The 13,239-nt window shown below is 44.0% G+C and carries 13 protein-coding genes; 8 read left to right on the forward strand and 5 right to left on the reverse strand.

The window, feature by feature from the left end; all coding sequences use genetic code 11:
- Window positions 1-200: 200 nt before the first annotated feature.
- The 5 genes from ychF to lolB form a co-directional block, all read right to left on the reverse strand.
- Window positions 201-1,292, reverse strand: a complete 1,092-nt coding sequence (gene ychF, locus AC3CKG_RS03560; protein ID WP_029223110.1) for a redox-regulated ATPase YchF — start codon at window positions 1,290-1,292, stop codon at window positions 201-203.
- Between the two features lie 10 nt (window positions 1,293-1,302).
- On the reverse strand, window positions 1,303-1,893 hold the full coding sequence (gene pth, locus AC3CKG_RS03565; RefSeq protein ID WP_010439162.1) for an aminoacyl-tRNA hydrolase: 591 nt from the start codon (window positions 1,891-1,893) through the stop codon (window positions 1,303-1,305).
- Window positions 1,894-2,263: 370 nt separating this feature from the next.
- A complete protein-coding gene (locus tag AC3CKG_RS03570; RefSeq protein ID WP_017106306.1) occupies window positions 2,264-3,208 on the reverse strand; it encodes a ribose-phosphate pyrophosphokinase in 945 nt (314 codons plus the stop codon).
- Between the two features lie 27 nt (window positions 3,209-3,235).
- Window positions 3,236-4,111, reverse strand: a complete 876-nt coding sequence (gene ispE, locus AC3CKG_RS03575; RefSeq protein WP_488528819.1) for a 4-(cytidine 5'-diphospho)-2-C-methyl-D-erythritol kinase — start codon at window positions 4,109-4,111, stop codon at window positions 3,236-3,238.
- The gene (gene lolB / locus AC3CKG_RS03580) at window positions 4,108-4,755 is read right to left on the reverse strand and encodes a lipoprotein insertase outer membrane protein LolB (RefSeq protein ID WP_076668657.1); all 648 of its coding nucleotides are present in this window, start codon (window positions 4,753-4,755) and stop codon (window positions 4,108-4,110) included. The genes ispE and lolB overlap by 4 nt, the downstream gene beginning before the upstream one ends.
- A 160-nt stretch (window positions 4,756-4,915) precedes the next feature.
- On the opposite strand from lolB, the gene hemA reads away from it, so the two are divergent.
- The 8 genes from hemA (at window position 4,916) to ybaK (ending at window position 13,164) form a co-directional block, all read left to right on the forward strand.
- The gene (hemA, locus tag AC3CKG_RS03585) at window positions 4,916-6,175 is read left to right on the forward strand and encodes a glutamyl-tRNA reductase (RefSeq protein ID WP_017110181.1); all 1,260 of its coding nucleotides are present in this window, start codon (window positions 4,916-4,918) and stop codon (window positions 6,173-6,175) included.
- A 28-nt stretch (window positions 6,176-6,203) separates the two neighbouring features.
- Entirely contained in the window at window positions 6,204-7,292 is a 1,089-nt protein-coding gene (gene prfA / locus AC3CKG_RS03590; protein ID WP_009848728.1) for a peptide chain release factor 1, read from the forward strand.
- 5 nt (window positions 7,293-7,297) lie between these two features.
- The gene (gene prmC, locus AC3CKG_RS03595) at window positions 7,298-8,170 is read left to right on the forward strand and encodes a peptide chain release factor N(5)-glutamine methyltransferase (RefSeq protein WP_372197475.1); all 873 of its coding nucleotides are present in this window, start codon (window positions 7,298-7,300) and stop codon (window positions 8,168-8,170) included.
- A 208-nt stretch (window positions 8,171-8,378) separates the two neighbouring features.
- Window positions 8,379-8,762 (forward strand): SirB2 family protein, encoded by a 384-nt coding sequence (locus AC3CKG_RS03600; RefSeq protein ID WP_009848726.1) that lies wholly within the window; start codon window positions 8,379-8,381, stop codon window positions 8,760-8,762.
- Between the two features lie 6 nt (window positions 8,763-8,768).
- On the forward strand, window positions 8,769-9,578 hold the full coding sequence (locus tag AC3CKG_RS03605; protein WP_016791949.1) for a SirB1 family protein: 810 nt from the start codon (window positions 8,769-8,771) through the stop codon (window positions 9,576-9,578).
- A gap of 22 nt (window positions 9,579-9,600) precedes the next feature.
- Window positions 9,601-10,455: a 3-deoxy-8-phosphooctulonate synthase gene (kdsA, locus tag AC3CKG_RS03610; RefSeq protein WP_171309284.1), complete on the forward strand. Its 855-nt coding sequence runs from the start codon at window positions 9,601-9,603 to the stop codon at window positions 10,453-10,455.
- A gap of 455 nt (window positions 10,456-10,910) precedes the next feature.
- Window positions 10,911-12,572 carry a bifunctional UDP-sugar hydrolase/5'-nucleotidase UshA gene (gene ushA, locus AC3CKG_RS03615; RefSeq protein WP_029223451.1) on the forward strand — a complete coding sequence of 554 codons (1,662 nt, stop codon included), beginning with the start codon at window positions 10,911-10,913 and terminating at the stop codon, window positions 12,570-12,572.
- A gap of 118 nt (window positions 12,573-12,690) precedes the next feature.
- Window positions 12,691-13,164, forward strand: coding sequence for a Cys-tRNA(Pro) deacylase (gene ybaK, locus AC3CKG_RS03620; protein WP_488528820.1), 474 nt, complete (start codon window positions 12,691-12,693; stop codon window positions 13,162-13,164).
- Window positions 13,165-13,239 lie beyond the last annotated feature (75 nt).

Below are 13,239 nucleotides of genomic sequence, written 5' to 3' on the forward strand. Positions count from 1 at the left end.
TCAACTTTTTTTTTGAATAAATCACGAATAAACATCTGTTCGGTTTCTTTTTAGTCAAAGAGGCGTATTTGTCAGCAAAAAATAGGTTCAAATGCCGATATATATAGGAAGTTAAGTTTTGGATAAGAAGCTATTTATAAAGAGCGAAAACGAAAAAGGCCAGTGAATTCACTGGCCTTTTATTAGATGTTTATTGGTAATTAAACGTTGAAACGGAAGTGAACAACATCGCCATCTTTAACGATGTATTCTTTGCCTTCAAGACGCCATTTACCTGCATCTTTTGCTCCGCTTTCACCGCCAAATTCGATGAAATGTTCGTAACCAACGACTTCTGCACGGATGAATCCTTTTTCGAAGTCGGTGTGGATCTTGCCTGCAGCTTGTGGTGCAGTCGCACCTACAGGGATCGTCCAAGCGCGAACTTCTTTAACACCCGCAGTGAAGTAAGTCTGAAGAGTAAGTAGTTCGTAACCAGAGCGGATCACTCGGTTAAGGCCTGGTTCTTCGATACCCATGTCCGCTAGGAACTCTTCGCGATCTTCATCGTCAAGCTCAGAAAGCTCAGATTCGATTGCAGCACATACAGCAACAACAACGTTGTTCTCTTTTTCTGCATACTCACGAACGGCGTCTAGGTAAGGGTTGTTTTCGAAACCATCTTCAGCAACGTTTGCGATGTACATTGTTGGCTTAAGCGTTAGGAAGTTAAGGTAGTCGATTGCTGCGACTTCTTCTTTGGCCAGTTCAACAGTACGAGCCATACCACCTTCAGTCAGGATCGGTAGTAGCTTTTCAAGAACTGTAGTTTCAAACTTAGCGTCTTTATCTCCGCCTTTTGCTTTTTTAGCATTACGGAAGATCGCACGTTCACAGCTATCTAGATCGGCAAGAGCAAGCTCAAGGTTGATCACTTCGATATCTTCGATAGGAGATACTTTGCCAGAAACGTGAACGATGTTTTCGTTTTCAAAGCAGCGTACAACGTGACCGATAGCGTCAGTTTCGCGGATGTTAGCTAGGAATTTGTTACCTAGACCTTCACCTTTAGATGCGCCAGCAACTAGGCCTGCGATGTCTACGAATTCCATTGTCGTTGGAAGGATCTTCTGTGGATTAACAATTTTTGCTAATGCATCTAAGCGTAGATCTGGAACCGGAACGATACCTGTGTTTGGTTCGATCGTACAAAATGGAAAGTTTGCTGCTTCGATGCCTGCTTTAGTCAGTGCGTTAAACAGAGTTGACTTACCAACGTTTGGTAGACCAACGATGCCACATTTAAAACCCATGATATAAACCTTATTCTGCTTTGAACGTATGTAAGCGATTTTGTGCTTTTGGTAGGCCATCTTTTAATAAGATGTCTAGGCTGCGAACCGATTCGTCAACGACAGCCTCGATACACTCTTGCTCTTTCGCAGGAGCTTTGCCTAATACATAACCTGCAACTTTATCTTTGTGTCCCGGATGGCCAATGCCTAACCTAAGACGATAGAATTCTTTATTGTTACCCTGCTTGCTGATGATGTCTTTTAGGCCATTGTGCCCGCCATGACCACCACCTTTTTTAAACTTACCAATACCTGGAGGGAGGTCTAACTCATCGTGAGCGACCATGATCTCTTCTGGTTTAATTTGGTAGAACTTTGCCAGTGCTGCAACGGCTTTCCCGGATAAGTTCATAAAAGTCGTTGGGATCAGCAAACGAAGATCTTCACCATGAACCATGATACGACCCGTTAGGCCAAAGAACTTTGGTTCGTTCTTCAGTGTCACGTTGTGTACACGTGCTAATTCTTCAACTACCCAAGCACCCGCATTGTGGCGAGTTTTGGCGTATTCTGGACCTGGATTAGCCAGTCCAACGAGAAGTTTTATTTGTTGGCTCAAGGTATGGATCTCTCTTGGGATTTCAAAAAGCGCCGTATGATATCACAGTTTATGAAAAAGGTGCGAGCTAGCTGATAGCAACCCAATGATTCAAACTGTGGTCAAATTAACTTTGTGGTCGTTATACCAATCGTAGTAAATAACTGGTCACCCTAACTGGTTAAAATGCTCGATAACTGCGTTATAATTTTTGATTGTAGAATAACTACTTATCAAAAAATCACGCCTTGGTCTCAAGCTTTTTTCCTGCGCTATTTCTGAACACTTACTTACTGTGATTGGTATTAGATATAAAAAAAGCACTTCATCGAATGAAGTGCTCAAAATCTTTTTCAGATTGTTCTGCTAAAGCAAAGCTATAGAGCTTTGATTAGTTGAACATCGCAGAGATAGACTCTTCGTTGCTGATACGACGAATCGCTTCAGCAAGCATGCGAGAAAGGCTCAGCTCAGTAACTTTACCTGTCGCGGCCATTTCTGGAGAAAGCTTGATTGAATCAGTAACAATGACTTGGTCTAGAACTGAATTGCGGATGTTGTCTGCAGCAGTACCAGAGAATACAGCGTGAGTTGCGTAAGCGAATACACGCTTAGCACCGCGCTCTTTAAGCGCTTCAGCCGCTTTACATAGTGTGCCACCAGTATCGATCATGTCATCAACGATAACACAGTCACGACCTTCAACATCACCGATTAGGTTCATTACTTCAGAAACGTTAGCACGTGGACGACGCTTATCAACGATAGCGATATCAACATCACCTAGCGCTTTAGCTGTAGCACGAGCACGTACAACACCACCAAGGTCTGGAGAAACCACAACTGGGTTTTCTAGGCCACGGTTAGCCATGTCTTCTAGAAGAACTGGAGTACCGAAAATGTTATCAACAGGTACATCGAAGAAGCCTTGGATTTGCTCTGCGTGTAGGTCGATAGTCAAAACGCGGTCAACACCAACGTTAGAAAGGAAATCTGCAACAACTTTTGCAGTAATAGGCACACGAGCAGAACGTACACGACGATCTTGACGGGCATAACCGAAGTAAGGGATTACAGCAGTAATACGGCCAGCAGAAGCACGGCGCATTGCGTCAATCATTACCACCAATTCCATAAGGTTGTCATTGGTTGGTGCACAAGTTGATTGAATCAGGAATACATCGCTACCACGAACGTTTTCATTGATTTGTACAGCGACTTCGCCATCAGAAAAACGGTCTACAGTAGCATCTCCAAGAGAGATGTATAGACGATCAGCAATACGTTGGGCTAGTTCAGGTGTTGCGTTACCAGCAAATAGCTTCATATCAGGCACGGTGGAAACCTCGGGTTGCGTCCAGTTTTAAATAGATTGTGGGTGGGCTGATTGGTATTCAGCCAAAGTTTCTTTTAAAGGCGAAATGTTTCGTCCTCTCGCGACAAACGCGGAAACTGTGTCAGGCAGTTGCTCTAGCACCGATTCGGCTTCTTTTTTGCTGCTAAATTCAGCAAAAACGCATGAACCCGTACCAGTCAATCTCGACGGCGCGTATTGTAGCAGCCATGAAAGTTGCTTATCAACCTCTGGGTACAGCATTCGCACAATTTTTTCGCAATCGTTTACGTATTCTTGCTCTAGAAGCGTTGATAGTGCTCGCTTCGGCGTATTTCGAGTTAATTCTGAATGTGTGAATATGTCTACAGTTGCTATGCTCACTTGAGGTTTAACAACGAGATACCATTTCTCATCCGGATTAGCGGGTTGTAATTGTTCACCAACACCTTCAGCAAAGGCGGCGTGGCCTCGAACGAAGACCGGAACGTCTGCACCAAGCTTTAAGCCAATCTCAGCTAACTGGTCATCAGACAGGTTGAGTTGCCATAAATGGTTGAGAGCGATCAATACGGTTGCGGCATTTGAAGAACCTCCGCCAATGCCACCTCCCATAGGAAGCACTTTCTTTAGCTCAATATCCGCACCGAAAGTCGTCGATGTATATTGTTGAAGGGCAGTTGCGGCTTTCCAAATCAGGTTATCTTCTGTCGCAACGCCTGGAATTTCAGGTGTGATTGTTATCGAGCTTGTATCTCGGTTTGCGGTAACCGTAAGTTCATCGCCAAAGTCGACAAACTGAAATAGGGTCTGAAGTTCGTGATAGCCATTATCGCGTCGGCCAGTGATATAGAGAAATAAATTCAGCTTAGCTGGCGAAGGCCAGTGCGTTGGCGTTGTTATCATTTTTTCAGTGTCCACTTCGAAACTACAATGTTGATTTTGTTCTCGTCTTGCTTGAATGACAATCGAGTAGGGAGGGGAATTGTCTCTACCTTTGCGTTGTCTTCATCTGATAGTTGCTTACTCGGCATCTCTGTATTGCGATAGTTAGCAAAATTCAGTGTCCATAATTGACTGCTGACTTGTTTAGACAGAGATTCAAGCGTGTTGGTGCTGTTGAGTTGGTAGCTATCTGCTTGGTCGGGAATGCCAAGGAACCATTGCGGCAGGTGATCAATGGGGATCTGCAATCCAGTAAGTTGTTCTACCAATACAGATGCACTTGCATGGGTGAATACTTGATCATCATAAGTGACTACCTTGGCACCCGAGTTGTCAATCGTGAGGTTCAAGGCGGTTTGACCAAGGAAAGTGGTCAGTCTCAATTGGCTTTGATTTGGGGAGTGCTTCCAAATGAAATTAAGGCTTTGGCGTTGCTCTGGAGAAATGTAAGCGAGCTTGCCTGAGGCTTGGTAGTTTTCTATCTGTAGAAGACGGTTTTGGTGACTTTGCCACTCAACGCTGGTCGGTTGTTCTGGTATAGACGAGCAACCCACCATAATTATGGTCATAAAAATAAGAGACGTGATTTTACGAAGCTTGCTCATATTTGCTCACAACTTGTTCAAATTTATCTAAAAAACGCTTCAACTATAGCATTGAATTCACGAACTCAGGAAAACAAATCCCGCTTGCTCTTTAAATAGAGCCATGCATCAAGTAAAATTCGCCCCTTGTTTCCATTCCCTGATCGAGAACTTCTGATACATGTCTTTGCTTGCCGTAGGTATCAATCACAATACAGCGTCGGTTGAATTGCGAGAAAAAGTCGCTTTTGGTCCAGATAAATTATCTGAGGCACTTAAGCAACTTAACGCAAATGCACACGTAAATGGAAGTGTCATACTTTCTACCTGTAATCGAACTGAAGTGTATTGTGACGTCAAAGGCGTGGCAAAAAACAAGTTGATCGATTGGCTGTCTGTATTTCATCAAGTTAGCCCTGAAGAATTAAAACCGAGTATCTACATCCATGAAGAACAAGCCGCGATTAAGCACTTAATGCGCGTTGCCTGTGGTTTGGACTCTCTGGTTCTGGGTGAGCCGCAAATTCTTGGTCAGGTAAAACAGGCTTACACCGATTCGCGAGAGAACAAATCTGTTGATGCTTCAATGGAAAAACTGTTCCAGAAATCATTTTCTGTTGCGAAGCGAGTTCGAACTGAAACCGAAATTGGTGGCAGTGCTGTTTCTGTTGCTTACGCAGCCTGTACATTAGCTAAACACATCTTTGAATCAATTGCTGAATCAACAGTGTTATTGGTGGGTGCGGGAGAAACCATTGAACTGGTGGCTAAACACTTGTCAGCCAATGGTTGTACCAAGATGATTGTGGCTAACCGAACTCGTGAGCGTGCTTTAGGGCTAGCTGAAGAGTTTGGTGCTGAAGTTATCAGCTTAAACGAGATACCTGATCATCTGCATCGAGCGGATATTGTGATCAGTTCAACCGCAAGTCCGTTACCTATTATTGGTAAGGGCATGGTAGAGACCGCGCTCAAGACAAGAAAGCATCAGCCGATGTTGTTGGTTGATATCGCTGTGCCTCGTGATGTTGAGTCTCAGGTCGGCGAACTGAGTGATGCTTACCTGTATTCCGTTGATGATCTGCAGTCGATCGTTGATGGCAATATCGAGCAACGTAAAGTTGAAGCAATTCAGGCTGAAGCAATAGTCAGTGAAGAAAGCGCCGCGTTCATGAGCTGGATGCGTTCACTGCAAGCGGTAGACAGTATTCGCGACTATCGTAAATCGGCCAATGAAATCCGAGAAGAATTATTAAGTAAGAGTTTACAATCACTTGCTGCTGGCGGTGACCCTGAGAAAGTCTTACTTGAGCTAAGTAATAAGCTCACAAACAAATTGATCCATGCTCCAACGCGTGCACTTCAAAGTGCAGCAGAGCAAGGAGAACCTGCAAAATTAATGGTCATTAGACAGAGTTTGGGTCTAGAAAACCCTCAATAATATTCGACCTCCAACAGAATAAGACATTATGAAAGCCTCGATTCTAATAAAGCTTGAAACACTTGTTGAACGCTATGAAGAAGTTCAACATCTACTTGGTGATCCCGATGTACTTGGGAATCAAGATAAATTCCGTGCCTTGTCAAAAGAGTATTCTCAATTAGAAGAGGTGACGGGGTGCTTTAAATCATACCAGCAAGCTCAAGAAGATTTAGAAGCTGCTGAAGAGATGGCAAATGAAGACGACGCAGAAATGCGTGAAATGGCTCAAGAAGAAATCAAAGATGCGAAAGCGAACATTGAACGTCTGACTGATGAGCTGCAAATTCTTCTGATTCCAAAAGATCCAAACGATGAGCGTAACTGTTTCTTAGAGATTCGTGCCGGCGCAGGTGGTGACGAAGCGGGTATCTTTGCAGGTAACCTTTTCCGTATGTACTCTAAGTTTGCCGAGAAAAAAGGCTGGCGCGTCGAAGTGATGAGCAGCAATGTTTCAGAGCAGGGCGGCTTTAAAGAGATGATCGCTAAAATCAGTGGCGACGCTGTTTACGGCACCATGAAGTTCGAGTCTGGCGGTCACCGTGTACAACGTGTACCTGAGACTGAATCTCAAGGTCGTGTTCATACATCAGCGTGTACTGTTGCGGTTATGCCTGAGATCCCAGAAGCTGATCTACCAGAAATCAAAGCTGGCGATCTTAAAATTGATACTTTCCGTGCATCTGGCGCGGGTGGTCAGCACGTTAACACCACGGATTCAGCAATCCGTATTACTCACTTACCAACCGGTACAGTAGTAGAGTGTCAAGACGAGCGTTCTCAGCATAAAAACAAAGCGAAAGCGATGGCTGTTCTTGCGGCTCGTATCGTTCAAGCTGAAGAAGAGCGTCGTGCGGCTGCGATTTCAGATACACGTCGTAACTTATTAGGTTCTGGTGACCGTAGTGACCGTATTCGTACGTACAACTACCCTCAAGGCCGTGTTTCTGATCACCGCATCAACTTAACTATCTACCGCCTGAACGAAGTTCTGGAAGGTGATATGCAAAGCCTGCTTGATCCTGTTCTACAAGAGCACCAAGCCGATCAACTAGCAGCACTTGCTGAGCACAACTAATTACTATGCAGTCAGCATATACGGTTGAAAGTGCTTTAAAGTCAGCAATCGTACAGCTTCAAGAGGGCGATAACACATCGCCCTCGATTGATGCTGCGGTACTGCTTTGCCACGCCTTAGATAAACCAAGATCTTACCTACTGACTTGGCCTGAGAAGCATCTCACTTCAGAACAAGAATCCGAATTTCATACCCTTCTAAAACGTCGCTTAACCGGTGAGCCTGTGGCTTATATTGTTGGTGAGCGTGAGTTTTGGTCGCTGCCGTTAAAAGTCTCTCCTTCTACTTTAATCCCACGTCCAGATACGGAACGTTTGGTTGAAGTGGCGTTAGATAAAACGTATGGCAAGCAAGGTGCGATTCTCGATTTAGGAACTGGTACAGGTGCGATTGCTTTGGCACTGGCGTCTGAGATGCCGAACCGACCAGTGACGGGTATTGATCTTCGCCCGGAAGCGCAGCAACTTGCGACAGAAAACGCTCAGCGATTAAACATCACTAACGCCACTTTTTTACATGGCAGTTGGTTTGAGCCTTTGAACTCAGCAAGTTCTGGAGAAGAAGCTGTAAAGTTTTCGTTGATTGTCTCTAACCCACCTTACATTGAGAAGAATGACCCTCATTTATCGCAAGGTGATGTGCGTTTTGAACCGATCACAGCGCTAGTTGCTGAAGAGAAAGGTTTAGCTGATATTCGACACATCTCTGAAAACGCACGCGGTTTTTTAGAAAACGAAGGCTGGCTAGCATTTGAACACGGCTATGACCAAGGCTTGGCGGTACGTGAGATAATGCAACAACTGGGCTATTTGGATGTGGTTACAGAAAAAGATTACGGTGGTAATGACCGAGTGACATTAGGTCGTTACTGTTCATAGATAGTGGTTGCTCATAGGCTGCTGTTCATCATCTTGTGAGCAATAGATGATGAACTTGCTAAATTGATACCTTTAACTCGAAAATACACTTAACTCGATAATGCATTTAACGCAGAAATACAGAGAATTAACGCAGAAATACAGGGCATTAACGGGTATTGTGTGGTTCGTGTTAACGAAAGCACATATAAAAATATAAAGGAATACCATGTACGAAGGTTTAAAACATTTTCACCTACTCACGATTGCTATAAGCGCGCTACTTCTTTCGATTCGTTTCGCTCTGATGATGGCTAACTCACCGAAGCTTAAGCATCCTTTTTTGCAGCGTTTCCCTCATATCAATGACTCGTTGCTGCTGCTATCGGGTATTGGTTTGATTTTTATTACTGGCTTTATTCCGTTTACACCAGCAGCACCATGGTTAACTGAAAAACTAACCTGTGTAATGGCTTACATCGCATTAGGCTTCTTTGCACTTAAGCTAGGTAAGAACAAGCTATTGAGAGTTTTCTCATTCTTTGGCGCTCTAGGCTGGCTAGCAATGGCAGGCAAAATCGCAATGACAAAGACTCCAACATTTTTCGGTTAGTGACGTATGTACGAATTTTTTGATGAAGACTTTGATCAACTAGAGCTTGCTGAAGGCGCATTGATCCTAAACAAGGCCATTGACCCTGAAACTCAAGATAGCTGGGCAGAGCAAGAACTCGCAAGATTATTAAAAGACGCCGAGTTTGCGTTAGTTAATGAAACCGACGAGCAACAGAAGTTTGAATCTTTTATTCGACTATTCTTTTATGAGTGGGGCTTCGCAGGCGATAAAGACGCTTACTTCTCATCGGAAAACGCGTTTATCGATAAAGTACTTGAGAGAAAGAAAGGGATCCCTGTCAGTCTTGGTGCGATCTTCCTTTTTCTAGGGCGCAAGCTAGGCTTTCCTGTAGAGGGGGTCTCTTTTCCGACTCAGTTTTTGCTTAAAGTCAGTTGGTATGGCCAAACACCGGTCTATATTAACCCTTACAATGGTGAGTATGTTGGCCAGCAAACATTGCGAGCATGGTTAATTGGCCATGATGGCCCATTGGCTAAGCTGAAAAGTGAGCATTTGAAAGTCGCAGACCACCCAACCATTATTGGTAAGTGGTTGGCTTTATTGAAAAGTGCATTGCTGAGAGAAGAACGCTATACGCTTGCATTGAAGTGTACCGATCTGGCGTTAACATTCGTCCCAGATGATCCGTATGAAATCCGTGACCGTGGTTTCATCTACCAGCAATTGGATTGTCACCAGATTGCCGCAACCGATTATCAGTACTTTATTGATCAATGCCCAGATGACCCTGCATCTGAGTTACTTAAATCTCAAGTGAATGTCATGACGGAAAAAACCGTCGTCGTTCACTAATTAATTATTATTTAGAGAGAATATGATGGAACAGAAAATAGTTCATATTGGCGACATGCCAATTGCTAACGATAAGCCATTTACGCTATTTGCGGGCATGAACGTTCTTGAATCTCGCGATCTAGCTATGCAGATCTGTGAGCACTACGTGAAAGTAACAGAGAAGCTGGGCATCCCTTATGTATTTAAGGCGTCTTTTGATAAAGCGAACCGCAGCTCTGTTCACTCATACCGTGGTCCTGGTATGGAAGAAGGTCTTAAAATCTTCCAAGAGCTGAAAGATACCTTTGGCGTGAAGATCATCACTGATATTCACACTGAAGCGCAAGCTCAGCCTGTTGCAGATGTGGTTGATGTAATCCAGCTTCCAGCGTTCCTTGCTCGTCAAACTGATCTTGTTGAAGCAATGGCTAAGACTGGCGCGGTTATCAATGTGAAGAAGCCTCAGTTCATGAGCCCGGATCAAGTAGGTAACATCGTTGATAAGTTCGCTGAGTGCGGCAACGAGAACATCATTCTTTGTGAACGCGGTTCTTGCATGGGTTATGACAACCTAGTCGTTGACATGCTTGGTTTTGGTGTAATGAAAAAATCATCAAACGGCAGTCCAATCATCTTTGATGTGACTCACGCGCTTCAAATGCGTGACCCTTCAGGTGCTGCATCTGGCGGTCGTCGTGAGCAAACTGTTGAGCTTGCTAAAGCGGGTATTGCTACTGGCATTGCTGGTCTGTTCCTTGAGGCACACCCGAACCCAGATCAAGCGCGTTGTGATGGCCCATCAGCGCTACCTCTAGATAAACTAGAGCCGTTCTTGAAGCAGATGAAGGCACTTGATGACCTTATCAAAGGCTTTGAACATATTGATATTAAATAATTGAGATGGATGTGAAGTAACGGAAACGTTATTTAACAAAGTTGATCTAAGAAAGCCCAGTTCTCTGAATTGGGTTTTTTTTTAATCTCGTAAAAGCAGCCGAACATAAATCGTTCATTTAAAGAGTTGTTAACGAGGTGGGTTGTTACCTAAGAAACTCGTATGTGAGTGTGAGGTCAGTCCTGTTTGTAGTAAATTACTGATGTTCATCACACTTTGTAAGTAAACGATTGCTTGTGATGCAGGGGAAGTTTGAGTGTAATCTCATAATTTTGTTACACTTAACTGCTGAACTATGCGTGACCAATTCGACATAAATATGAAATCATCATGTTACATCTGAAATGTTAATTTAAGATAAGTGATGTGAAGTCTTATTGTTCGAACTCCAAATAAGGGGTCGCAATAGATCATAAAAAGCAGTGGATTCCCCTAAAAAGTTCAAAGGTATGACAATGAAGCAACGCCTTATTCTAAAGACAGCACTAAGTGCTGCAATCCTAGCTACTCTAGCTGGGTGTGCGTCTCAATCAACTCATGATTGGAACCAAGACGAAACTTACAAGCTAACGGTTCTACATACTAACGACAACCATGGTCGTTTTTGGCAGAACAAATACGGTGAATACGGCATGTCTGCGCGTAAAACGCTTGTTGATCAACTTCGTGCTGAAGTTGAAGCAGAAGGCGGTAGCGTGTTGCTTCTATCTGGTGGTGACATCAATACTGGTGTGCCAGAGTCAGATCTTCAAGATGCAGAACCTGATTTCAAAGGTATGAATAAAATTGGTTACGATGCAATGGCATTGGGTAACCACGAGTTTGACAACTCCTTAGACGTACTACAAAAGCAGATCGACTGGGCTAATTTCCCAATGCTATCTGCAAACATCTACGACAAAGCAACAGGCGAACGCAAGTTCCAAGCTTACGAGATGTTTGAAAAGCAAGGTATCAAGATTGCGGTTATCGGTCTAACAACTGAAGATACGGCAAAAATCGGTAACCCTGAGTTCATCGCGAGCATTGACTTCCGCGACCCTAAAGAAGAAGCGAAGAAGCTGATCGCTGAACTTAAAGAAACAGAGAAGCCAGACTTAATCTTCGCTGTGACTCATATGGGTCACTACGAAAATGGCCAACGTGGTGTTAACGCACCGGGTGATGTAGCACTTGCTCGTTACCTAAACGAAGGCGACCTAGACATGATCGTTGGTGGTCACTCTCAAGAGCCTGTATGTATGGAAGGCCCTAACGTTGCGAAGAAAAACTTCAAGCCGGGTGATGAGTGTAAACCAGACGTACAGAATGGTACTTACATCGTTCAAGCTCACGAGTGGGGCAAGTACGTAGGTCGTGCTGATTACGAATTCCGTAACGGTGAGCTAGAGATGGTGAGCTACGATCTGGTTCCAGTTAACCTTAAGAAGAAAGTTAAGATTGACGGTAAGAAGCAACGCGTTCTTATTCAAGATGAAATCGCACAAGATCCAGAGCTACTTGAATTCCTACGTCCTTTCCAAGAACAAGGTCAAGCACAGCTAGAAGTTCAAATTGCTGAGACAAATGGCAAGCTTGAAGGCGATCGTAACGTGGTTCGTTTCCAACAAACTAACCTAGGTCGTTTGATTGCGACTTCTCACATGGAGCGTGCACAAGCAGACTTCGCTGTGATGAACTCTGGTGGTGTTCGTGACTCAATTGAAGCGGGCAACGTCACTTACAAAGATGTACTGAAGGTACAACCTTTTGCAAACATCCTGACTTACACAGACATGACAGGTAAAGAAGTTCTAGATTACTTAAATGTTGTGGCGACGAAACCAATCGACTCTGGTGCTTACGCTCAGTTCGCTGGCATTTCAATGACAGTGACGAACGGTGAAGTATCGAACGTATTCATCGGTGGCAAACAGCTTCGTTTAGACGAAACATACCGTTTCACAGTGCCAAGCTTCAACGCGGCTGGTGGTGACGGTTATCCTAAATTATCTGACCACCCTGGTTACGTAAATACTGGTTTTGTTGATGCTGAAGTACTGAAAGAGTACCTAGAAGCGAATAGCCCAGTTGACGTGAACAAGTACGCACCGTCTGGTCAAATGGTTTACAAGTAACTGAACCCAGTTAATTGAATCACTAGGTGCTAATTTAGATTGACTCTAGCACCATGATAAATTTAACTAAAGCGACGCCTCGGCGTCGCTTTTTGTTTATCTATCGTTTGGATTTGTTATGACCCCTGCAATCAATCTTGCCAAGAAAAAGAAAATCGTTCATACCGTGCATCAGTATCATCACGATGCAAACAACACCAATTATGGGTTAGAAGCGGTTGAAGCTCTGGGTCAGGATCCCAAACGTGTATTCAAAACGTTGTTGTTCTGCTTGAACGGTGTTGCTAAAGATTTGGCTGTAGCTGTTATTCCTGTTGACCAGAAGTTAAACCTCAAGCTTGCGGCTAAAGCAGCGAAAGGTAAAAAAGCAGAGATGGCCAATCCTGAGATTGCACAGAAAACCACAGGCTATGTTGTGGGTGGAATCAGTCCGCTTGGTCAAAAGAAAGCACTGCCTACCTTTGTACATTCCACTGCGACGGATTTTGAAACGATATGTGTGAGTGCAGGAAAGAGGGGCTTGGAAATCGAGCTAGATCCAAAGGACTTAGCGATGCTGACTCGCGGTCAGTTTGCTGATCTATGTTTATAGATTGTCGTCGTCATGATGATAAAACTATCGAATGACAAACAAGAACGCCCGCTAGACTAATCTAGCGGGCGTTTT

The organism is Vibrio sp. QJM3NY_15, from assembly GCF_057785995.1.